Source organism: Lysinibacillus fusiformis, from assembly GCF_016925635.1.
Taxonomy (GTDB): Bacteria; Bacillota; Bacilli; order Bacillales_A; family Planococcaceae; genus Lysinibacillus; species Lysinibacillus fusiformis_F.
Genome location: NZ_CP070490.1, coordinates 1284401 through 1308526, shown reverse-complemented (window position 1 = coordinate 1308526; position 24126 = coordinate 1284401). Strand labels below are relative to the sequence as shown.

Below are 24126 nucleotides of genomic sequence, written 5' to 3'. Positions count from 1 at the left end.
CATGTTATTTAAGGATCAATTAGGTTTTGTAACACAGCATATCAAGAAAAACAAGCTGCGTGTGTTTATGACGATACTAGCTGCAACGATGGGCTGTGCCTTTCTAATCGTGCTAGCATCCGTTGGTTTTGGCTTACAGGAGTCTTTACGCAATGAAATTCTGTCAAACGAAACCGTTACGAAAATTCAAGTATATGGCGATAAGCAATTAACTGAAGAACAAGTACAAGAAATTAAAAAAATGGAGCATGTAGAAACAGTGCTTGAAACAATTAGTGTCAATGCTTCCGCGCAATCATTTGTTGAGGATCGTGATACAACTTCTAATTTAATATTGTCAAATATGCAGGACTTTGAGCAGGTAAATGGAAAGCTTGCAAAAGGGCACTATCCAACAAAATCCAATGAAATTGTTGTAGGCTATCATTTTGCTCAAACATTATTAAATGAAACAGAACGCAATCTCATTGCGGAAAAGAGTAAAAAGGCTGAAGCAGAGGGCACTTACTATGATGGCAGTGAAGAAGGCTATAAGGAATCATTGATTGGAAAAAATATTGACCTGTCCTTAGTTCCTCACACTGGCACAAATGATGAAACGCAAAAAATGAGCTATACAATTGTTGGCATAATGGAGAAACCTTCTTATGATTGGATGGTTGATAATGCTATTCATATGGATAAGGTACAAAAGGCAGTATTAGCTGAAAATTTATCTACAAGTAATAACATGGCAGAGGATGAGCTATTTTACTCCGAATTTAACATTTATGCGGATACTTTAGAAAATGTAAAGCCGATTTTAGAGAAATTAAAAGATAGAGGTTATAGCGTATATTCAGTAACTGAGCAATTAGATCAAATGAATGTATTTTTCCTTGTATTAAAAATTGGCTTAATCTTTGTAGGTACGATTGCTGTGTTGATTGCTTCCATTGGTATTTTCAATACAATGACAATGGCTGTCACAGAGCGTACTCGTGAAATTGGTGTGTTAAAGGCAATTGGGGCAAGTCCAAAGCTTATTCAACGGCTGTTTTTAATGGAAAGTACATTTATCAGTATTTTTGGTACGCTAATTGCAGTTATTATCTCATATGCCATCAGTTTTGCGGCTAATGCAGCATTACCATTGATTCTTAAGGCGGCAACTGGGGAAGAAGCATTCGCAACAAATGATATTACATTTTCTCTGATTCCATGGCAACTAGTTATTATTGCAGCGGCCATTAGTGTTGGCGTAGCGATGATTTCAGGCTACCGTCCAGCACGTAAAGCAACTAAAATCGATGTTATTCAAGCTTTGCGACAAGAGCTATAATAAAAAGCGGTCCAATTAACATTGGATCGCCTTTTATTTTGATAGAAGTGCATTATAAGTACTCTTTTAACTCATTAGCTAAAAATGGTGTTGCATTGAGTAATTTTAAGAAGGCCTCATAGCTGGCACGTTGCTCTTCATTTGGTTTTTTACCTGTTTGATATGCTCGAATTAAAATATTTTTAGGTGTATTCTCCATATCAATAAACTCTAAAAGCTGTGCCTCGTAGCCAACAAGGGATAAAATTTCAGCTCGAATAGCATCTGTGGCAAGTGCTGCAAAACGCTCTCGAACAAGACCGTGTTGCAACATAATATCTAGAGCAGGCGTATTTAGTTGACGATTTAACTCATGCTGACAGCAAGGAACACTTAGAATGACACTTGCGCCCCATTTCACAGCACGAGCCAAGGCCATATCTGTGGCTACATCGCATGCATGGAGTGTCACCACCATGTCTACAGTGCTTTCATCATTATAATCATTGATATCTCCTACAAGAAATTCTAGCTGGTCATAGCCTAAATCCTGTGCTATTCTCGAGCATTCTTCAATAACCTCTTTTTTTAAATCTAAACCAGTAACACGAATGTCTAAGCCTTTTTCGATTTTTAAATAATGATACAAAGCAAAGGTTAAGTAGGATTTACCTGAACCAAAATCTAAAATCCGCACCTGACGATCCTGTGGTAAGTATGTTAAGGCGTCATCAATAAATTCAATGAAGCGGTTAATTTGTTTAAACTTATCATACTTTTGTTTTTTAACCTTTCCTTCTTCTGTTTGAACCCCTAGTCGAATTAAAAATGGATAGGGTTGGTCATCTGAAAGTAAATGATTTTTTTTACGATTATGGGCTAAATTGACTTGTTTAGGTGAAGTCGTTTTATCTGATTTCCAAAGGACTTTATTCTTTTTGGATAATTGCACATGTACCGTTTCATCTACGAAATCGATATGGGCTTGACGATACTCCTCAAATAAGGCGTCAAGCTTGGAAGGAAAATGAGCCAATAGAATATTTTCATGTTTTAAAATGCGTTCATATTGGTATTCAATTTGTATATGGTACTGATTCTTTAACATTAATGGTTTTAATTTTACACGTTTTACTTCGTTTGATTTCATACGTGGTTGACTGATTGTAGCAGTCACAAGCTGTTGTTGCAAAATTTGCTCAGTGAGCAGAGTTTTCATTTCTTCAAATGTCATACATTTTCGCCTACTTTATTGTGTAATAGATGGCACTAGTTTAACACATTTTATAATAGACAATGTCTACTTTGGCATTCGGAAATAATTTAATAAAAATTCCGAGTATTTATAGGTAGAATTGTATATTCATGGTATCTTAAATATAGTAATTCTTTTTGAATTGGTGATACTAAGTATTAAAAGGAGGAGAAAATATGTCGGATAACATGTATCAATTATTAGCAATTATTATTTATATGGTCGCCATGCTAGCAATTGGCTGGTATGCATTTGTTAAAACATCCAATTTAACAGATTATATGCTTGGCGGTCGTTCTTTGGGTCCAGCAGTTACGGCGCTAAGTGCTGGTGCTGCGGATATGTCTGGCTGGCTCCTAATGGGCTTACCAGGTGCAATATTTTTATCAGGTCTTGTGGAAGCTTGGATTGCGATTGGACTCACAATAGGGGCTTACCTAAACTGGCTACTTGTTGCACCACGTTTACGGGTATACACACAGGTTACGAATGATTCCATTACCATTCCAAGTTATTTGGATAACCGATTACGGGATAATACGAAGCTAATTAGGATTGCTTCTGGTATCATCATACTATTATTTTTCACGTTTTATGTATCGTCAGGGATGGTAGCAGGAGGCAAGTTTTTCGAGAGTTCATTTGGTTATGAATACCATACAGGCTTATTAATTGTGTCAGCTGTAGTTGTGGCATACACTCTTTTTGGCGGATTTTTAGCGGTAAGTTATACAGACTTCTTACAAGGTCTTATTATGTTTTTAGCACTTATTATGGTACCGATATTTGGTTTATTTGTAACAGGTGGCATAGGGGAAACGATTTCATCTATTAAATCCGTAAATCCAGACCTTCTAAATTTATTACCAGCCACTGCTACAGCAGCAGGGATCATTTCTTCAGTTGCTTGGGGGCTAGGTTATTTTGGACAGCCTCATATCATTGTCCGCTTTATGGCGATTAGTTCTGTGAAAGAAACGAAGCAAGCACGACGCATTGGTATTGGCTGGATGATGTTAAGCTTATTTGGAGCTATTGGAACTGCCTTGGTGGGTGTAGCTTATTATCAGCAAAATGCTGGTGAGCTAAAAGATGCTGAAACAGTATTTATTGTACTTGGACAGATTTTATTCCATCCGTTTATAGCAGGTATTATGCTGGCGGCTATTTTAGCAGCTGTTATGAGTACAATTTCATCCCAATTAATCGTAACATCCTCAGCGCTTGTAGAGGATATTTATAAAGCATTATTTAATAAAACAGCAGACGATAAACATTATGTTTTTGTTGGACGTATGGCTGTATTAGTTGTTGCAATTATTGCAGCAATCCTAGCATGGAATCCAGATAGCTCCATCTTAAGCTTGGTTGGCTTTGCATGGGCAGGATTCGGTGCCGCTTTCGGGCCAATTATTTTGCTTTCTTTATATTGGAGAAAGTTAACGAACTATGGAGCACTTAGCGGAATGGTGACAGGGGCTGTAACCGCGTTTATTTGGGGTAAAGTAGATGCTTTATCAAGTGCGTTGTACGAAATTGTTCCGGGCTTCCTTGTTTGTTTAATTGTTGCGGTTGTGGTCAGTATGCTGACATTTAAACCAAATAAAGAAATTGAAGAAGAGTTCACACGCTCAGAAGCATTGCTAAAAGAAGAAAGAAAATAGTAATGTGGTTTAAATGCGCCTTTCCTTGAGGCGCATTTTTTTAGAAAAGTGAATGATGTTCTTCAGATACGAAAAAGGGTATTTTATGGTAAGATGAAGAAAATTTGTCGTAGGGACACCAGGCTTTGGTGGGAGGTTTCTAATGGATAGAATTAAGGAAGTTGATGTATTAATTGAAAAGGCCATACTCGTTGGCGTAAATTTACGAAATGACGAGCATTTTGACTATTCTATGGAAGAGTTACAAAATTTAGCTGAGGCTTTGCATGTAGAAGTGGTGGGGATTGTCACGCAAAATTTGGAACGTGTCACACCTTCCCATTATGTAGGTACAGGTAAAATAGAAGAAATCAAAAATTTTTATGAAGAAGCACAAGCAAATCTTGTTATTTTTAATGATGAATTGTCTCCTTCGCAAATCCGTAATTTAGAGCGTGATTTAGCAACGAAGGTCATTGATCGAACAATGCTTATTTTAGATATTTTTGGAAGACGCGCAAAAACACGTGAAGCACAAATGCAGGTGGAGTTAGCACAGCTTCAATACATGCTACCTCGCTTAGTAGGTTTGCATGCCTCTTTAAGTCGTCAGGGTGGAGGTACTGGAGGTGGCTTTAAAAACCGAGGTGCTGGTGAAACAAAGTTGGAACTGGATCGACGAAAGATTGAAGATCAAATTGCTAAAATTAAAAAGGATCTTGAGCACGTTAAGGAGCAACGAGAAACGCAGCGTAAACAGCGTCGTAAAAATGCACTTCCAGTTGTATCGATTGTCGGCTATACAAATGCAGGTAAATCAACAATTATGAATCAACTGCTCACACAAATAGGACAAGAAGAGCACAAGCAAGTCTTTGAGAAGGATATGCTTTTTGCTACCCTTGAAACTTCTGTTCGTCAGATTGAACTACCTGATAAGAAGACATTTTTACTGACAGACACAGTAGGTTTCGTTAGTAAATTACCTCACCATTTAGTGAAGGCATTTCGCTCTACTTTGGAAGAGGCACGAGATGCTGACCTTTTACTTCATGTGGTGGATGTTTCAAATGCTGAGCATGGATTTATGATGAATGTGACGAATGAAACGCTTAAAGCAGTTGGTGTTGAGGACATTCCAACAATCTATGTATACAATAAGGCAGATATAGCGGATGTTCCTTATCCTGTAGTAAGTGGAGATAATATTTGGATATCAGCAAAGCAGGGGATTGGTTTAGAGGAATTAGTACAGTTAATTCGTCAACACATCTTCTCGCATTATGTAAAGTGTGACATGTTAATACCTTATGACCAAGGGAACGTTGTTTCTTATTTAAATGAACAAGCCTCTGTTTTTAATACTGCCTATGAAGAAGACGGGACATTATTGTCTCTTGAAGTAAAAGTAGCAGACTATGCAAAGTATCAACACTATGTTGTTAATTAAAAAATGGATTTCCCAAAGCATGCCAAAAAAATTTTGGCATGCTTTTTGTGATTAGAGGGAATAGTAGAATCTAGAACAAAGTGAAAGGTGTACCGTAGGTTGTAAATGAAATAGTATAAATTTGTAAACAAAGTAATAAATCTGAATTTTAAATATTTTAGAATAATTCAATGAGTATGTTTTAATTTTTTGAAAAGAAAGTGTGAGAAAACTTAGATATATCAAAGGATTTAATATTTTTGCTAATAATCAATCAGAATTTATAGAAAAATGACAAATTTTCAACATTTTTTAAAACTCTTGCTAAAGTTTATAAAACGCTTTAGTATGATGAAATAAAGTTTTTTTATCCTTATTTTAGGGTAATGATATTTTTAGAGAATAATTTTTAATTGGGAGAGGGTATTGTATGTCTAGTAAAGATGAAGTTGTAAAATCTGTCCCTCAAAATGGCTTTGTTGGACACCCTAAAGGGCTCTTTACTTTGTTTTTCACAGAATTTTGGGAACGTTTCTCGTACTATGGTATGCGAGCAATTCTCATCTTCTTTATGTATTACGAATTACATGAGGGAGGCTTAGGTCTAGACCGCGGAACAGCAAACTCTATTATGGCCATCTATGGCTCACTTGTTTATATGTCTGGTATTATAGGTGGATGGATTGCCGACCGAGTTTTAGGAACACGAAGAACCATTTTTTATGGTGGCGTGTTAATTATGATTGGTCACTTACTGCTAGCATTGCCTGGTGGTGTAAGCATGTTATTTGCTTCAATGGCATTTATCGTCATGGGTACTGGTTTATTAAAACCAAACGTTTCAAGTATTGTTGGAGACATTTATGCTGAAACAGATAGCCGCCGTGATGCAGGTTTTTCTATTTTCTATATGGGTATTAATATGGGAGCATTCATTGCACCATTTATTGTCGGAACAATTGGACAAAAGTATAGCTTCCACCTTGGCTTTGGTTTAGCTGGTCTGGGTATGCTAATTGGTTTAATTGTCTATAAATTAACAGAGAAAAAATATTTAGGCTTAGCGGGCTTACAAGTAAATAACCCATTAAAGCCTGAAGAACGTAAAAAAGTCTTTTTACAATTTGGAATTGCAGCTTTACTTATTATCATTTTAGGTGCTATTGGTATTAAAACAGGTACATTAACAATGAATGTATTCAGTTTTATCATTACGGCCCTAGGTGTATTAATTCCAACTGCATTCTTTATTTATATGTATCGCAGTAAAAAAACAACGAAGGATGAAAAGTCTCGTCTACTTGCTTATATTCCTTTATTTTTATCAGCGGTCATGTTCTGGGCTATCCAAGAACAAGGGGCAACAATTTTAGCGACATATGCAGATGAGCGTACACAGCTAAGTATTGGTGGTATTCAGCTTCAATCTTCATGGTTCCAGTCATTGAACCCATTATTTGTTATCACGATGGCACCATTATTTGCGATGCTATGGCTTAAATGGGGAGACAAGCAACCAACTACACCACGTAAGTTCTCATACGCATTGTTCTTTGCAGGTTTATCATTCTTAGTGATGATGATTCCCGCACACCTATCTGGTGGAGAAACATTAGTGAGTCCTTTATGGTTAGTATTGTCATTCTTCTTAGTGGTTGTTGGGGAGTTATTATTATCACCAGTTGGTCTATCTGCTACAACGAAATTGGCACCACAGGCCTTCGCAGCACAAACGATGTCTTTATGGTTTTTAACAAGTGCGGCAGCACAAGCAATTAATGCTCAATTAGTTAAGGTCTATGAAGTTGTAAGCGAATTCACATACTTTGGCTTCTTAGGTACCTTATCTATTGTAGTCGGAATTATTATATTAGTACTTTCACCGATTATTTCGAAAGCGATGAAAGGTATTAATTAAATGAAAGATGCAAGTACAGTTTTATTAATAGCTGTACTTGCATCTTTTTTTGCTATCTAAATAAAAGTCTATCTAAGAAGTTGAGAGCGAAATATATTATCGTAAGTAGTTATTTTGCTGAATGTGGGTATAAGTTTCTATGTAGATAATTATCATTTTCGTTATAATAATTTTAATAATATGAAAATTTAAGGGGTTGGAAGCCATGAAAGAAGAGTTAGATCATTTGAGGCCAAGATTAATGGAGATTTTTACGTATTTACATGCGAATCCAGAAATCAGCTGGCATGAAGTAGAAACAACCAATTATATAGTGGAGCTATTAACGCAGGAAGGCTTTTCTCCTATACGATTTAAAAACTCCACAGGGTTATATGTGGATGTAGGCAACGGAGATCCGAAAGTAGGATTAAGAACAGATATAGATGCTTTATGGCAAGAAGTTGATGGCCATTTCCGTGCGAATCATTCATGTGGACATGACGGACATATGACGATGGCCATTGGTACGCTATTACTTTTAAAAGAACTACAGCAATCATTTAATGGCACAATCCGTGTTATTTTCCAACCTGCTGAAGAAAAAGGAACGGGAGCGTTATCCGTTTTAGAAGAAGGCGTTATTGATGACTTAGATTATTTATTTGGTGTCCATGTAAGACCTGTTCATGAGCTAGAGGACGGCACTTATTGTGCAGCCCTATACCATGGTGCCTCTCGCTTACTTGAAGGTGAAATTATTGGGGAGGATGCTCATGCTGCAAGGCCACACCTTGGCACTAATGCGATTGAAGTAGGTGCAACAATTATCGAAGATTTGCGAACCATTCATACAGATCCTATGGTTCCTGTATCTGTAAAGATGACGAAATTCCATGCCGGGGGAGATTCAGGCAATATTATTCCAGGTAATGCATCGTTCACGATTGATATACGTGCACAGCAAAACAAGGTAATGGATGATTTAGCACAAGGAGTAAAGCGTGTAATAGATTCCTCTAAATTGTTGCATAAGGTACAGATTGAATTACGTACGGTTGCTAATATCGTAGCTGCTGAAGTTGATACAAGTGCACAATATTTGATGGAGCAGGCAATTATACAGGCTACTGGGTTATCAAATTTAAGAAAGCCAGTTCATACACCTGGTGGAGAGGATTTTCACCATTATGCTGTGAAACGGCCACATTTAAAAACGACCATGCTAGGCTTGGGTTGTGGATTAACTCCCGGGTTGCATCATCCGAAAATGAAATTTAAACAAGCAAGACTTGTCACAGGAGTTGAGATTCTTACAAGAGCAGTTTTATTAGCTTTGGAATCAGGGCATAAAAAGGAGGCGTCAGCGTAATGTTAGAGCAAGTGCGAATTCATAAAGTAATGACACCGAAAGAAATTGCAGAGATCCAAAAATTGAATGCTGAAATATGGGGCAGCCAAGCAATACCTTCCCATCAATTATTAGCTGCTGTACAAAATGGGGGAATCGTATTAGGAGCGTATTTAGACGAAAAGCTAATTGGCTTTAATTATTGCTTTGTTGGTTATCAAGATAGAGAAATGTACTTGCATTCGCACATGATTGGTGTAGAAAAAGCATATCGTGAACAAGGTGTGGCTGAATTATTGAAGCATGCCCAACAAGAATATGCAAAAGAGCATGGTTTTCAACTTGTCCGCTGGTTAATTGAACCGTTAGAAGCACGTTTAGCTAATTTAGCATTTCTAAAATTGAACGCCACTAGCTATCAATATGAAAATGATTACTATGGTCCGCTCCGAGACGATTTTAATGAAGGGCTCCCATCAGATAGGCTAGTTGTTGAATGGTGGATTGAGCGTGATCAAATGGCAGATAGCCTTGATGAATTAGAAGAGCTAGCGCAGGAAATTGTACCTTGGACATTAACCGTCGACGGATTGCCAGTTCTAGATGTAGAAAATACATTTCAGTTGGAACAATCCTTTTACAAGGACGCCTATCTCTTACCGATCCCTCAATCTCTACAGAAGATGAAAGTGGAAAGTCCAAAACTTGCAGAGGACTGGCGTTATAAAATTCGTACAATCTTAACGACATTATTTAATCAAGATTATGCTGTTGTACGCATGAAGAAACATCCAGAATATGTTCATAGCTATCTGTTAGTCAGACGCTCCTTATTAGCCTTATAATAATGCTAGGGAGTGAATATTGTGAGATTAGAAAAGATTACATTAAGGCACTTGAAAATGCCTATGAAAGCACCATTTACAACGAGCTTTGGCACAGTTGATGAAAAGGAATTATTATTAATAGAAGCAAAAGATGAATCAGGGATTACGGGATGGGGAGAAACGGTTGCTTTTGTAGCACCTTGGTATACAGAAGAAACATTAAAGACAACATGGCATATGCTGCAAGATTTTTTGATACCCATCTTGTTACATAAAGAGATCGGGCATCCAGATGAGGTGACTTCCTTATTTGCGCCTATTCGTCGAAACTGCATGGCGAAAGCTTCAATTGAAGGTGCTGTATGGGATATCTACGCCCAACAAACGAAGCAATCACTTGCACAGGCATTAGGCGGTCAAAAACAACGTATTGAAGTGGGAGTCAGCGTGGGAATTCAACCCTCTATCACTCAGTTAATAGCTTTAATAAAAGGTCATATTGAAAAAGGCTATAAAAGAGTGAAAATAAAAATAAAGCCTGGAGAGGATGTCGAGGTAGTACGAGCAATTCGCGCGGAACTGCCAAATTTACCTTTGATGGTAGATGCGAACTCTGCTTATACATTAGACGATATAGAAATACTACAGCAGCTTGATGACTTTGATTTATTAATGATTGAACAACCACTAGCTACTGATGATATTGTCGATCATGCAACATTGCAGAAAAAGTTAAAAACGCCTATTTGTTTAGATGAAAGCATCACATCCTATGAGGATGCCAGACGAGCAATTGAACTTGGAAGCTGTGGTGTCATAAACATTAAGATTGGACGAGTAGGTGGTTTAACGGAAGCGAAACGAATCCATGACCTATGTAAAGCAAACGATATTCCAGTTTGGTGTGGTGGTATGTTAGAGGCAGGAATTGGACGAGCACATAATATTGCCTTAACATCTCTTAGTCACTTTATTTTACCCGGCGATACAGCAGGATCTAGTCATTATTGGTATGAGGACGTAATTGATCCTGAAGTAAAAGTCAAAGATGGCTATATTGAGGTACCCCAGTCAGTCGGTATTGGTTATACGCCTAATATGGCTGTTATTGATAAATTAACGATTAGTAAAGAAATCTATCAATAAAGCATTACTTAGTCAATCATCTGGTATAAAGGAAAAACGAGGAGAGAACTGATTGAAAAAAAGCTTGCAAATCGGTGGTGCCTATGTAGGGATTATCGTTGGAGCAGGATTTGCATCGGGGCAGGAAATTGTCCTCTATTTTACAAGCTATGGCTTTAAAGGAATATATGGTGCACTGTTAGCTATGGTTGGTTTCTCGATTGTTGGAATGTGCATTGCTCAAGTGAGCTCAAGACTTCGCACAGCCTCCCATAAGGATTTGATTTATCAAATTTCAGGGAATACTATTGGCTTTGTATTGGATTTAGTCCTATCCCTCTTTTTATTTGGTGTAGCCGTAATTATGTTTGCTGGTGCTGGTGCAACATTTCAACAAATGTTTGGATTTCCTATCTGGCTAGGGAGTATTTGCATGATCTTGCTTACAATAGCTACAGTTATGATGGATGTGAAAAGTATCATTAATATCATCGCGCTTGCCACTCCCTATCTACTAACCATTGTGTCCATCATCGCTATCTATGCTATAGCTACGATGGACCTTACCTTTGTAGAGCAGGCTGTTATTGCTCAACAGGCTCAAATAAGTGAGAAAAGCTGGTGGGTGACGGCTTTACTATATATGTCATTCAATGTAGGGGTTAGTTTTTCTTTATTAACGGTGATGTGTGGATCTATACGTAATCATAGGGTAGCTGGAATGGGTGGTATAATTGGTGGAATTTTGTTAGGTGGTTTAATTTTACTTGTGAATTTCTCTCTTCTAGCAAAAATGAATATCATTGTTGGACTAGACATTCCGATGTTAGCATTAGCTAATGAAATTCATCCAATTGTTGGGCTATTAATGACTATTTCTCTTTTGGGAATGATTTATAATACGGCGGTAGGGATGCTATATTCCTTCATGGTTAGGTTTTTCGAACCCAATAGAGCAAGCTTTAGGGTTGCAGTCATATTTATAGGTGGTCTCGGATTTCTAGCAAGTCTTGTGGGATTCACAACACTAGTAGCTAAACTGTATGCGGTTATGGGCTATGTAGGTTTAGTATTAATCATATTCATTATTTCAGCATGGTTAAGAGGCATTAAGAAAATTATTTAATAAAAAATGGTAATTGAGAGATAGATTTTATTCTCAATTACCTTTTTATTTGGATAAAAAAATTGTAGAAATAGTGAATTATTTCTGTTGAAAAGATGAGCGATTATGCTGATATTTCGTTAATTAGGCATATTTTTTAGTTAATCTTCAATAAAGCGAGAATAATTCTCATTTGTAGGTTGACTGAGAATAAAATCATGATTATAATGGGAATCGTGAGTAATGATAATCATTTTCACTAAAAAGTGAGTTACACACAAAAATGAAATCTACCGGGGATTACTATGAAAATAAGATATCTTTTAACAGCAACTGTTGTGCTGTCTATTGTGTCGCTATTTATCGGAGTAGTAGATATTAAGCCTAGCGACCTATTAGACTTCCAATCAGAAGAAGCTAGACTATTTTTAATTAGTCGTGTACCTAGACTTGTTGCAATCTTGCTAGCAGGTGCAGGTATGAGTATTGCTGGTTTAATTATGCAAAGCTTAAGTAGGAATAAATTCGTATCACCAACAACAGCTGGTACATTAGATGCCACACGGTTGGGCGTATTGATTTCAATGATGTTCTTTACGAACGTCACATATTTCCAAAAAATTTCCTTCGCTTTCATATTTGCTTTAGCCGGCACATTACTATTCATGCAAATATTAAACCGAATTAAGTTTAAAGATGCGATTTTTATACCGCTTATTGGCTTAATGTTTGGGAATATATTGTCCTCTGTGACAACGTTCTTTGCATACAAGGCAAATATTATCCAGAACATTTCAGCATGGTTACAAGGAGATTTCTCATTAATCATGAAAGGCCGTTATGAACTGTTATACGTAAGTGTACCGATACTCATTTTAGCTTACATTTACGCAAATCGTTTTACAGTAGCTGGGATGGGAGAGGATTTTGCAAAAAACCTTGGTCTATCCTATAAATTTGTGGTCAATTTAGGCTTAGTGTTGGTAGCTCTTATCTCCACGACAGTGGTGCTAACAGTCGGTATCATTCCCTTCCTTGGTTTGATTATTCCGAACATTATTTCACTGTTCAAAGGTGATAATTTGGCGAAAACCTTGCCGCATACAGCCTTACTTGGTATGTCATTCTTATTATTCTGCGATATTTTAGGACGAGTACTGATTTTCCCTTATGAAATACCAATTAGTATGACTGTTGGTGTAATTGGAAGTGCCATCTTCCTATTCATGTTGTTTAGGGGGAGAGCATATGCGTAATCGTACAAAAATGTTCATTTTACTAGGTCTCGCTGTTATAGCAATTGTTCTATATTTGTTTTGGGAATTAAATGGTAATTATCATTATGCTTTTCCACGTCGTGTCATAAAAGTAGTAGCAATGGCATTAACAGGTATAGCTATTGCCTATTCCACAGTAGTTTTCCAAACAATTACACATAATCGTATTTTAACGCCAAGTGTCATGGGTTTAGATGCTTTGTATATGTTAATTCAAACATGCATCTACTTTTTCTTTGGCTCTACATCCATATTAGTTATTAATATCTACTATAATTTTACGCTTGCGATTGGGGCGATGATTCTATTCGCTTTAATTTTTTACCGAGTATTGTTTAAAGAAGGAAAGCGCCCGATTTATTTTTTACTGCTTGTTGGCATGATTGTCGGTACGTTTTTAGGAAGTATTACTACGTTCTTCCAAGTATTAATAGATCCGAATGAGTTTTTAGGCTTACAAAGTAAAATGTTTGCAAGTTTCAATAATGTTAATTCAGATTTAGTTTGGCTAGCAGGCGTTATCATTTTAATAACGTTTTTCTATGGTGCTCGTCATATGAATCAATTAGACGTTATGTCCTTGGGACGAGATACAGCTATAAATTTAGGTGTACCTTACGATAAGTTGGTACAACGTATGTTAATTTTAGCTTCGATCTTGATAGCCGTTTCGACGGCGCTCGTTGGTCCGATCACATTCTTTGGTTTAATCGTTGCAAATTTATCGTATCAGTATTTCAGAACATACAAGCATTCGATCTTAATTACTGGCTCTTGTGTAATGAGTATTGTTGCTTTAGTCGGTGGACAATGGATGGTTGAACGTTTATTTAGTTTCACTACTACACTTAGTGTCATTATTAATTTTGTGGGTGGGGTCTACTTCATCTACTTATTATTAAGAGAAAGTAGGTCAGCAGGATGATACAAGTCAAAGAAATTACCAAGTTTTTTGGAAAAAAACCTGTCGTTCAAGATGTAAGTGTTGATATTGTTTCCGGAAAAATCACATCGTTTATTGGACCGAATGGTGCAGGGAAGTCCACGCTACTTTCAATGGTGAGTCGTTTACTGAATGCAGATACTGGCGAAGTACTACTCGATAAGGCAGATGTACGAAGCTGGAAATCAGATGATTTCGCTAAACGCGTATCGATTTTAAAGCAATCTAACTTTATGAATGTTCGTCTAACAATCCGTGAGCTTGTATCCTTTGGCCGTTTCCCTTACTCAAAAGGGCATTTAAAGCCTGAAGATGAAGAAAAAGTTGACGAAGCTATTCGTTATATGAATTTAGAAGATATGCAACAAAATTATTTAGATGAACTGTCAGGTGGTCAACGTCAGCGTGCTTTTATCGCAATGGTTATTGCACAGGACACTGAATATATCTTACTGGACGAACCATTGAATAATTTAGATATGAAGCATTCTGTACAGATTATGAAGATTTTACGTAAGCTGGTTGATGAGCTAGGCAAAACGGTGGTTATCGTTTTACACGATATTAATTTTGCTTCCGTTTACTCTGACTATATTGTTGCATTAAAAGATGGTCGTGTTGTTAAAAACGGTCCTACAAATGACATTATTAACTCACATGCCTTGAAGGAAATCTATGATATGGATATCCCTGTTCAAGAACAGGATGGCTGTCGAATTTGTGTTTATTTTAATTCGTAAAAATAGTTTCAGATGGATAAACCATCTAACTATCAAATAAATTAATTAAAGGAGAAATTTCACAATGAAGAAATGGAAGTTACTTACGGTATTAATGGCAATGATGTTATTAGTATTGGCTGCTTGCGGTTCAAAAGACGAAGCAAAAGAAGAAGATAAAGGTACTTCAACTGACAAACCAGCTGAGGAACAAAATGAAGAATCATCACTTTACCCACTAACAATTCCAGGTAGCACAGTTGAAGGTCGCGATGGTAATAGTACTACATTTGAAGAAATAACACTTGATAAAATGCCAGAAAAAGTTGTCGTTTTTGATAATGGTTTCCTAGATACTTTAGATGCTTTAGGCGTTAATCCTACTGCAGTAGTACAAGATTCATTACCAGCATACTTAAGCAAGTTTAAAGATAGCACTTATGTAAATGCAGGTACATTATTCGAGCCTGATTATGAAAAATTATCTGAAATTAACCCAGATATTATTTTCATCTCTGGTCGTGCGTCAGCAGCTTATGCTGAATTATCTAAAATTGCTCCTACAGTATACATTGGTGTAGATAATAATAACTTCTTAGAGTCATTCAAAGCTAATACAGAATTAGCAGGTAAAATCTTTGGTAAAGAAAAAGAAGCTGCAGATGCAATGGCTGCCTATGAAGCAAAAGTAGAAGAAGTAAAAGCAAAAGCTACTGCAACAGAAGAAAAAGCATTAATCGTTTTAGGTAGTGAAGGTTCATTATCAGTATTTGGTCCTGGTTCACGTTTCGGTGTGATTCATGATGTGTATGGTGTAAAAGCTGTAGCTGAAGCTAGTGGCTTCAAAATCGAGTCACATGGTGATAATGCAAGCTTTGAATTCGTACGTGAGAAAAACCCAGATATCTTATTCGTTGTTGACCGTGACGCTGTTGTAAATGAAAACGGTGAATCAGGTACAAAAGCTGCAATTGAAAACGAAATCGTAAGTGCAACAAACGCTGTGAAAAACGGTAAAGTATTCTACCTAGATCCAGAAGTTTGGTACCTTTCAGGTGGCGGTTTACAATCAGAAACACAAAAAGCTGAAGATGTGTTAAAGGCGTTTAACTAATATGTTTGTACAAATTAAACGTATTGTTGTGACGGAAGGGAATTCGGATAAGGTTGTGGAACGTTTTGGTGCTAAATCAAACGGTCCTTCATTACTTGAACAACAGCCTGGTTACATTGATAAGCAGGTACTTGTAAAGAAAGTTCGCCGTGGAGATGAAGAAGTGCTAGTGATGGTTCGTTGGGAATCAGAAGAAGCATGGAAAAATTGGGAGAAGAGTCCTGAGCATATTGCCGGCCATAAGGCAAGCGCAGGGAAACCAAAGCCTGATCATATCATTGAAAGCGGACAAGAAGTTTATTATGTAAAAGGTTAATCATCTAAAGGTGTCTCAAGAGATTGAGGCACCTTTTCATATTGTTGAAAAAAGATCATGTCACTAGCAGAAAAAGACCTTTTAGCAAGGTGAGGGGTTGATTTCCGTTCCGCCAGCGTCCTTTCCAGGGGGCGTCCGATGAGCCGCTTCACTCACTTCCGTTCGCTCCAGGGTCTCCTCTGTGACGCTAAATCCCCTAGGAATGACGCTGGCTCCACTCCAATCAACCATTCTGCAAAGTGTCTTTACTTTTTTTCATAGTAGCATAGCGATCAAATCGCCCATTATCTGTATTCTTAGAGGAGATAAGCTTTTATTTTCAATGTGGAGAAGTGATGCGTGACAACACCTCTTCATAAAGAGTAGAGAACACCTTCACTTTATTTGAAAACCTTTGCTAAAAAGGTAACACGTTTGTGGATTGGAGTGGAAGTCTACTTGACTCCCGTGGGATAGCGAGACAGGCAAAACTCTAAACGGAGTGGTAGCGGAGGAAGCGATTCGGCGCTCGCCCATAGGAAAGCAAGTAGCCTGCAACGGAAACCATTTTCACCTTTCACAAAAATTCTATTGATGGTTTTGTTTTTCAACACTATGAAAGGTGTCTCAAGAGAGATTGAGACACCTTTTTTATTACACAAAAAGCAGGTCACAATCATTGTGACCTGCTTAGCTAGGTGTATAGGCTAATGTGTAATAGATGGTTTTCTCCATTTACTAAATGTCGAATCCATATTAAAGGATATGGTGTTCTCGTTAATGGACAACCCAGAGATACTTGTATTACACAGCCCATCCACACTATCTGGATTATTGTTATAATTAGATGCATTTGTTGCCATTACTAGCCCTCTAGCATTAATGATTGTGTACTGTGGTGTTACATACACTATAGGGGAATCTATATTTAATCCAAACGTGAAAGGATTGACTAATGACATACTAGATATGCTTTCGTTTGATATTCTTATAATGCCATACTGCTCAATATAATAATCTCGTTTTTGTTGGAATGTATCCTCAAATCCAGGAATATCACTAATAAAATTTGAAAAAGTTGAAATGTTTTTATACGCAGCTAAGGTTTCTTGATAGGCTTTTAATTCTGATTGAATAATGATTTGTTCAATTCGTCGTTGGTCATTGTTAGGCTGTTTAATTGTAATTTCTTCAGCTGAGACAGAGATATTACATGAAAAAGTAGCCGTAAGTATGAAAACAGTATCATTCAATTTAAGTCACTCCCAGTACAAAAAGATTTCATGTTCATCAATCTATCCTGACTTTAAAAATATGATTTTATTATTAATCTAAGCGTAACATCTGTTAGAACGCCATTTCAATGGTAAGTTTACGCCACTTTAATGGCGGTGCTTGGTTCTCTACCGCCATTTTTTTAGTAATTATTAACAAAAATCTGGCGTGATTTGCATGAATAACGCCATTTTTTGGCGGTCTTTCGCTTTATAAAGGAATTAATGGTATTTAATGTATCATATAATTGTATGACTAGTATTAATTCCCACTAATCTATATAATATCTAGTAATATACTAGATAGGGGAGAGGACTATTGAAGGGTTTAGATGCACACATCAATGAATCATTAGACATCCTTATAGAAAATGAGTTATTACTTGGCTCTGAGCTAAAAACAATGTTAAAAGGCTTTATAGAAGAAAAAACAGCTGTAGGTTTTTCCTTTGGTAAATTGTGTTTTTGGCATTATGAAGCATTTTCAAAAAGCATAAATCAAGATATCTACAAGGTAGCTGCTGCAATTGAACTTCTAATACTATCTTTTGATATTATTGATGATCTGCAGGATAAGGATTCGGACTATAGTTGGAACAAAACTCCTGAATTATCACTAAACGTTGCTTTAGCTATGCTGGTCATGGCATCTAAAACAATAGATGAAACTTCTTTTGAACATAAAAGAGCGGCTATCAAGCTTCTTGAAGAATACGCTTTAAAAAGTATAAACGGGCAACAATTAGACTTACTAAATAATTGCCGTGATGAGGATTCCTATATACAAATGATTACGTTGAAATCTGGTTCATTAACAGCAATGGGTTGTTTGATTGGTGAAGTACTTGCAAGAGGAGAAATATCTCAAGAAATAGAGGAGTATGGAAAATACATAGGCATCATCCAACAAATTAAAAATGATATACAAAGCTTAAAGGCGTGGGGCCCTAAAAATGATTTGCTAAATAAAAGGTATTCTTTGCCTATTATTTATCTTCTATCACAGAAAAATGATGTTTCAAAATCTGTTTCTAGCTATTATAATAATGATATAGTTACAGATTTGGATAATAATGCAACAGAAGACGAGTTGACAAATGGTGGTGCAATACGTTATGCCATTACGATAAAAAACGTCTACAAGTTTAAAGCATTGAATTATCTTGAAAATGTAGCTATAAATGAGTTAGGTAAAGAATACCTACAAAAATTATTGAGATGAGGAGAGATAAGAATGATTAATGTAATCCAATATTTAGAACAAAATCCAAGCCTAGTTGCACTATTAAAGGAACAAAAAGCCTCATTAGTAGGAGTTTCATCTGTAGAACAAAAAGCAATTTTAGAAGCTTTTAGCGGTGAAATGAATGCAGAAAGTGATATTTGGAACTAAAAAAATTGCGTAGTAAGTTGTTTTGGCCCGCTATAATTCTCTATTTAATTATTGGTTTTTATTTAAATTATGTGAATTATAGCGAGCCTTATATACAGATTGGTGTAGAAGAAGAGAATGACAAATGGGTCATTTCTCAACTTTATTATAAAGACTGGGCAGAGGGACAAAATATTTCTGTTGGTGATGCGATTTTAACTGTAGATAATGAACCCATCAATGAATTAAATCAACTGAAGTATAAATCAAAAATTTTATCTGCTAATGAAATAACAATACTGAAGCCCGATGGAGATCTAATCAATATACATATTAAGCATTTGGATATCCCTCAACAATTTATCTATGTTTTAATCATTCCGGCTTGTTATTATTTACTAACATTATTTGTTGCATTTTATTTACATTTCAAACAAAGGAATACTAAGTTAGCTGATTTACTAATTCTTTTTATGTTAACGGTTTCTTTGGCTTATGTAAGCAGTGGTGTCTCTGGTAGGATGGATACGATTGGCATTATCGTAAATCGAAGTAGTATGCTGTTATGTTTAGTCATACTATTACATTTTTTGAGAAATTATTATTCATTTGTGAAAACAAATTGGGTATTTACAAATAATATCAAGCTCTTTTATATACTACCCTTCATAGCTTTTATATTAGGGTGTGTGGGCACTATTTATCCTGCTTCAAATGATATTCTTTCCAATGTTATATTGGCTATTTTCTTTATTCTCCTTGTGATCATCCTTAGTATTTTATTAATAAGCTATTTTAAATACAGCTCACCTCAGTTGAAAATTTTATTAAATAGTATATTAATACCGTTTCTACCATTTCTTTTTTTATATGCACTCCCTAAAATCCTTTTTCACACGTATATACTTTCATCTGAGATAAGCTCATTATTTTTATTGCTTATACCTTTTAGCTTTATTTTTACACAATTAGCAGAAAGATTATTTGATATTGAGTACCATATTACAAGATTACGTTATTATGTTATATTCTCTTTAATCTTTACTGTATGGTTCACAGTGGGACTATATTTTATTGCAGGTCGTTATTTAACAATGACTGTCATGTCGGGGGTAGCTTTCTTTACATTTTCTTCATTAGTTATACTTTTTTACGTTAAAGAGAAGGTCGATTATCGAAAACGGAAAATATTATTTTCAACAAAGGGCGATTATATTCATCAGCTATATACAGCCGTAGATAAAATTGGGAAAACAATTAAAATCGACGAACTTCTAGAGAAGTTTGCTTACGAGGTTTCCATACATCTTGAGTTAGAGGACGTTTTTGTCTTAACATATAACTATGATAAAAATGAATTCATAACAATTGCTGGAGAAAGTATTGCGATTGATCCTGAAATAATGGAAGAAATCCGATTAGGTGAAATAAGAAAAATTGACAAAGTTTATATAGCATTTCTCCATCAGGATGCACATTTTAAAAGAGCATTAGTGCTAGGGCATAATAATACGATTCATTTAAAAGATGAGGAGCTTTTATGGCTTGAATTGCTCTTATTGTATGTGAATAATTTTATTGAGAATACAAAAATGGTGGAAGAACTGTTAGAGGAACTGAAGCATATGAAGCAAGCTGATGATGGTCAGTTACCATGGCTGAACAAGCTTTTATGGCTAAGGTTTGAAGAAGAAAAATACCAGTTAGCTCAAGAGTTACATGACACGAATTTACAGGAGCAACTACATATAGCCCGTGAGGTGGATGTCCTTGTAAATGCAAAAAATACAACAGATATACAGGACAAGCTTGCAAAAATTCATAAGCAAATGGTTGCATCCTTACATGAATTACGTACTTATTGTGAAAACCTAAAACCTCCGTTACTAGATACACTAGGTTTAAATGCTGCATTAGAAAAGTTAATCCGGAAAGTTCAGGAGAGAGCTAACTTCGTGCTAATTTACACAATTGATCGTCTTTATTTAGAGGATGAACGCATGAATTTAATGATTTATCGTTTGTTCCAAGAACTACTTAATAATGCGTTAAAGCATTCCTATGCAGCATCTGTTGAAATTCATTTAAAAGAAATGAACGATGGTTTCGAAATCATTTATAAAGATGATGGTGTAGGATGTAATGTAGAGGACATTATAGTAACAGAATCGATGGGCATTCAAGGCATGCAGGAGCGTGTAAAAGCGTTTAACGGACAATTTGCGATTGACTCAAATATCAATGAAGGGATGTTTATTAGAATAATGGTGAAAGAAGGGAGTGAAACACTTGATTACGATGCTCATAGTGGATGATCACCCTATAGTGTTAGAGGGAACTAAAAATTTATTTCAAGAGAATGAAGATATTATCATCGATACGGAAAGTGATGCAACTTGTGTCATTCAAAGGATAAAGAATAAACCATACGATATCTATCTGATAGATATCAATATGCCATTAGAGAATGGAATTAACCTAGCCCGTAATATTAAGGCTATTCAGTCAAATGCTTCTGTCATTCTTTATACAGGTGATGATATCACAGATTATTATCCACTCATTTTAGAAAGAAAAATAGAAGGCATTTTAGCTAAAACAGCTTCTAAAGAGCAAATTTTAAGAACAGTCAGGGCCATTGCAAACGGTGAAATTGTTTTACCAAAAAATTTCTTAGATTTTCTGGATGATAAATTTAAACTGCAAGGTGCTAAAGATATACATTTAAATGAAAAGGAAAAGAAAATTTTAAGACTCATTGCAGAGGGCCATACAAATAAAGCCATCGCTATTGAATTGAATATTCCTCAGCGAACAACAGAGAGATATTTAACGCAACTCTTTTCTTTGTTAAATGTAGATTCACGAACAGAAGCTGTAAATCTTGCTGAGAGAATGAATTTACTCTAGACAACTTCTATGTTATACTGTTGGTATATTTTTCAATTAATAGGGAGCATTTTGGGAATTGAATATCCTATATATTGCCTTAGTAAAATAAATCCATATTCCTATACTAAATAGCCTATAAAATATTAGAGACACCGCCAAAAAAGTGGCGGTGTTTTTTTATACCCGCCAAATCACGCCAAAAATTTGTCTGAATCACGCCATAAAATTGGCGTAAACCCGAAGTTGAAATAACGGTATAAGTACTGGTACGCTTAAATTAACAGTGGTTAAGTAGATTTGCTATAGTCAGTAATATACAAATCATTTTATTAAAATAAGCAGCCTGACTATCTATGAATAAAGTAGCGTTAGTAGATTGTAGAATGTTACTAGCTAGTCAATATACTTCACCATAAAACTTTATAAAGGTAGGCGTGTATTGTGAAAGTAGAACTTGAAAATTTGTTTTCCATAGATGAAACTAGTCAAGATCAAGTTATTAACGTTTATAATCGTCATGGTATTGCTATTGGTGCGCCTGAAATGAGAAAAAGAAATTTGAAAACAAAATTTAATCCTATTTTTACATTAAATGAGGATGTAACATACGAGCAGGTAACAGCTTTATATGCGTCGTTAGAACGTGAATTTGGAATCGTTTCGATTGGAGAACGTTTTTATTTTGAATTTTCAGATATAGAGTATGAACGAGCACCATTATTTACTTTAAATTCAACAGGTAATTCACCAGAAATGTTCTTAGAGGATAAGGGGACATTATTTTCTTTGAGTACACATTGTAAGTATTGTGGGCTCATGGATAAAGAGCAGCTATCACCGATAGTTATTGATACTACGCAGATGAAAGATCGTTATTTAGTCCATGTAAATGGTTACTGGGTAGCTTCTGAGGAACTAGTATTACTAATGAAAAGAGAAAAACTAGAAGGCTATGAGCTTTTAGAGGTTATCCATCAAGGGCCTATAGAAGATAAACAACCAGCTTATCAAATTATTCCTATACAAATGCTGCCTGAGTGTAGTAAGGATAGAGTTAAATTATACTTTGCAACTGAACAACCACCGTGCAGTTGTGGCTTAAATGGAGTCATTAATGGTCCTGATATTTATCATCATGAAGATTTAGAGAACTTAAAAGGTGATGTTTTTTACTCTGCTGATTGTAGTCATGATGGAAGGTATTTATATAGGAAGACATTGTTTAGCAAAAGATTTAGAGAAACTATTATAAAATATGGTATTTCGCGTGAGGTTAGAGGAGAAAAGGATGCAAACTTTGGTCCAAAAGATTGGCTATTTGATCCCGTGTTAATCAAGTAGTTAAATTTGGAACAGTAAAAGAATAAGGGAGTGTTTAGGATGTTTAGAAGAATACTACCTATAGTAGCCATTTTATTTATTGTTGCATTGGCCGTTTCCAATTACTTTAACAAACCAGAAGCAGAAACGATCACTATTTATCAAGAGGTTAAGGGTGTAAACCTTTCTTAAAATGAAGGCCTATATTTCATTCAGAATAGACCTATTTATGTTATGATGTGAAGACCATAGCATGAATGTTTTTTGAGGTGAAAAAATGAAAAAATGGGCATATCCTTTAGCAATTGTAACGTTAATTGTCTTTATCGTATTAAGAGTCACTTATCAAAGTCAATTGATGAATACATTTGATGCAAAGATGGCAGAGATTCTTTTTGGCAATCGATTTATTGAGATCTTTCATTATATAGGGGAGCCAATATTTGTTGTCGCTGTTGCAGTAGTTTTAATGGTGTATTTAGCTTGGAAGGTAAAAAATTATCGAGGGATGCTATTTGTTGTACTAACTTTTGCAGCAGGCAATGTTCTGAATCAATTATTAAAGAAATGGGTGCAACGTCCAAGACCTGAAATTGAGGATCAACTGACATCCTTTAGCTTTCCATCTGGACATTCGATGACAGGTATTTTGTATTTATTTTCACTTGCTTATATTTTAGCGGAGAATCGTAATAAAAGCCGTAAAATCCTTCTGTGGCTTGGCGCAACGATCTTGATGGTGCTTATTGGTTTATCACGTATTGCAGGAGCTCGACATTTTGCTACAGATGTACTTGCTGGTTGGAGCATCGGCTATACTTGGTTTATCATTTGTGTCATCTGGTACGAACGTCGAAAACGCTTATTTTCATCCAATCATAAATAAAAAGGCAGGCAGTATCTATTTCATATGAATAGATACTGCTTTTTTACGTTTTATTGAGACATTGTAAAGAATGATATTTGCCTCATAAAAAAGAATTGCGTA

Annotated in this window: 22 protein-coding genes; 20 read left to right on the top strand and 2 right to left on the bottom strand. The window is 35.8% G+C overall.

Features of this window, described 5'->3' with window-relative positions; genetic code table 11:
- Window position 1: 1 nt before the first annotated feature.
- The gene (locus tag JTI58_RS06490; RefSeq protein ID WP_205445949.1) at window positions 2–1321 is read left to right on the top strand and encodes an ABC transporter permease; all 1320 of its coding nucleotides are present in this window, start codon (window positions 2–4) and stop codon (window positions 1319–1321) included.
- 52 nt (window positions 1322–1373) lie between these two features.
- Here JTI58_RS06490 and JTI58_RS06485 read toward each other — a convergent pair whose 3' ends face one another.
- Window positions 1374–2534: a class I SAM-dependent methyltransferase gene (locus JTI58_RS06485; protein WP_205445948.1), complete on the bottom strand. Its 1161-nt coding sequence runs from the start codon at window positions 2532–2534 to the stop codon at window positions 1374–1376.
- Window positions 2535–2731: 197 nt separating this feature from the next.
- Between JTI58_RS06485 and putP the strand changes: the two genes are divergently transcribed.
- The 12 genes from putP (at window position 2732) to JTI58_RS06425 (ending at window position 16301) form a co-directional block, all read left to right on the top strand.
- Window positions 2732–4219 carry a sodium/proline symporter PutP gene (putP, locus tag JTI58_RS06480; RefSeq protein WP_205445947.1) on the top strand — a complete coding sequence of 496 codons (1488 nt, stop codon included), beginning with the start codon at window positions 2732–2734 and terminating at the stop codon, window positions 4217–4219.
- A gap of 142 nt (window positions 4220–4361) precedes the next feature.
- Window positions 4362–5648: a GTPase HflX gene (gene hflX / locus JTI58_RS06475; RefSeq protein ID WP_205445946.1), complete on the top strand. Its 1287-nt coding sequence runs from the start codon at window positions 4362–4364 to the stop codon at window positions 5646–5648.
- A gap of 409 nt (window positions 5649–6057) precedes the next feature.
- Window positions 6058–7545, top strand: coding sequence for a peptide MFS transporter (locus JTI58_RS06470; RefSeq protein WP_205445945.1), 1488 nt, complete (start codon window positions 6058–6060; stop codon window positions 7543–7545).
- Window positions 7546–7750: 205 nt separating this feature from the next.
- On the top strand, window positions 7751–8896 hold the full coding sequence (locus JTI58_RS06465; RefSeq protein ID WP_205445944.1) for a M20 peptidase aminoacylase family protein: 1146 nt from the start codon (window positions 7751–7753) through the stop codon (window positions 8894–8896).
- A complete protein-coding gene (locus JTI58_RS06460; protein WP_205445943.1) occupies window positions 8896–9720 on the top strand; it encodes a GNAT family N-acetyltransferase in 825 nt (274 codons plus the stop codon). Before JTI58_RS06465 ends, JTI58_RS06460 begins: the two co-directional genes overlap by 1 nt.
- 21 nt (window positions 9721–9741) lie before the next feature.
- Window positions 9742–10848 (top strand): o-succinylbenzoate synthase, encoded by a 1107-nt coding sequence (gene menC / locus JTI58_RS06455; RefSeq protein WP_205445942.1) that lies wholly within the window; start codon window positions 9742–9744, stop codon window positions 10846–10848.
- 52 nt (window positions 10849–10900) lie between these two features.
- Entirely contained in the window at window positions 10901–11953 is a 1053-nt protein-coding gene (locus JTI58_RS06450) for a YkvI family membrane protein (RefSeq protein ID WP_205445941.1), read from the top strand.
- A gap of 284 nt (window positions 11954–12237) precedes the next feature.
- Complete coding sequence (locus JTI58_RS06445) at window positions 12238–13188, top strand: ABC transporter permease (RefSeq protein ID WP_004231947.1); 951 nt, start codon at window positions 12238–12240, stop codon at window positions 13186–13188.
- Entirely contained in the window at window positions 13181–14134 is a 954-nt protein-coding gene (locus tag JTI58_RS06440) for an iron chelate uptake ABC transporter family permease subunit (protein WP_205445940.1), read from the top strand. The genes JTI58_RS06445 and JTI58_RS06440 overlap by 8 nt, the downstream gene beginning before the upstream one ends.
- Complete coding sequence (locus JTI58_RS06435) at window positions 14131–14892, top strand: iron ABC transporter ATP-binding protein (RefSeq protein ID WP_205445939.1); 762 nt, start codon at window positions 14131–14133, stop codon at window positions 14890–14892. Before JTI58_RS06440 ends, JTI58_RS06435 begins: the two co-directional genes overlap by 4 nt.
- Before the next feature lie 64 nt (window positions 14893–14956).
- On the top strand, window positions 14957–15985 hold the full coding sequence (locus tag JTI58_RS06430) for a siderophore ABC transporter substrate-binding protein (protein WP_205445938.1): 1029 nt from the start codon (window positions 14957–14959) through the stop codon (window positions 15983–15985).
- Window position 15986: 1 nt separating this feature from the next.
- Entirely contained in the window at window positions 15987–16301 is a 315-nt protein-coding gene (locus JTI58_RS06425; RefSeq protein ID WP_205445937.1) for an antibiotic biosynthesis monooxygenase family protein, read from the top strand.
- A gap of 686 nt (window positions 16302–16987) precedes the next feature.
- On the opposite strand, the gene JTI58_RS06420 is transcribed toward JTI58_RS06425, so the two are convergent.
- Window positions 16988–17533 carry a hypothetical protein gene (locus tag JTI58_RS06420; protein ID WP_205445936.1) on the bottom strand — a complete coding sequence of 182 codons (546 nt, stop codon included), beginning with the start codon at window positions 17531–17533 and terminating at the stop codon, window positions 16988–16990.
- Between the two features lie 340 nt (window positions 17534–17873).
- On the opposite strand from JTI58_RS06420, the gene JTI58_RS06415 reads away from it, so the two are divergent.
- From JTI58_RS06415 to JTI58_RS06390, 7 genes are all read left to right on the top strand, one after another.
- Complete coding sequence (locus tag JTI58_RS06415; RefSeq protein WP_205445935.1) at window positions 17874–18776, top strand: polyprenyl synthetase family protein; 903 nt, start codon at window positions 17874–17876, stop codon at window positions 18774–18776.
- 12 nt (window positions 18777–18788) lie between these two features.
- Complete coding sequence (gene comX, locus JTI58_RS06410) at window positions 18789–18947, top strand: competence pheromone ComX (protein WP_205445934.1); 159 nt, start codon at window positions 18789–18791, stop codon at window positions 18945–18947.
- Window positions 18938–21241 carry a sensor histidine kinase gene (locus tag JTI58_RS06405; RefSeq protein ID WP_243456338.1) on the top strand — a complete coding sequence of 768 codons (2304 nt, stop codon included), beginning with the start codon at window positions 18938–18940 and terminating at the stop codon, window positions 21239–21241. Before comX ends, JTI58_RS06405 begins: the two co-directional genes overlap by 10 nt.
- The gene (locus tag JTI58_RS06400; protein WP_225341057.1) at window positions 21225–21836 is read left to right on the top strand and encodes a response regulator transcription factor; all 612 of its coding nucleotides are present in this window, start codon (window positions 21225–21227) and stop codon (window positions 21834–21836) included. Before JTI58_RS06405 ends, JTI58_RS06400 begins: the two co-directional genes overlap by 17 nt.
- 423 nt (window positions 21837–22259) lie before the next feature.
- Window positions 22260–23159 (top strand): hypothetical protein, encoded by a 900-nt coding sequence (locus JTI58_RS06395; RefSeq protein WP_205445933.1) that lies wholly within the window; start codon window positions 22260–22262, stop codon window positions 23157–23159.
- 39 nt (window positions 23160–23198) lie between these two features.
- Window positions 23199–23330: a hypothetical protein gene (locus JTI58_RS25050; RefSeq protein ID WP_279381312.1), complete on the top strand. Its 132-nt coding sequence runs from the start codon at window positions 23199–23201 to the stop codon at window positions 23328–23330.
- Window positions 23331–23415: 85 nt separating this feature from the next.
- Window positions 23416–24024, top strand: coding sequence for a phosphatase PAP2 family protein (locus JTI58_RS06390; protein WP_205445932.1), 609 nt, complete (start codon window positions 23416–23418; stop codon window positions 24022–24024).
- The last annotated feature ends 102 nt before the right edge of the window (window positions 24025–24126 follow it).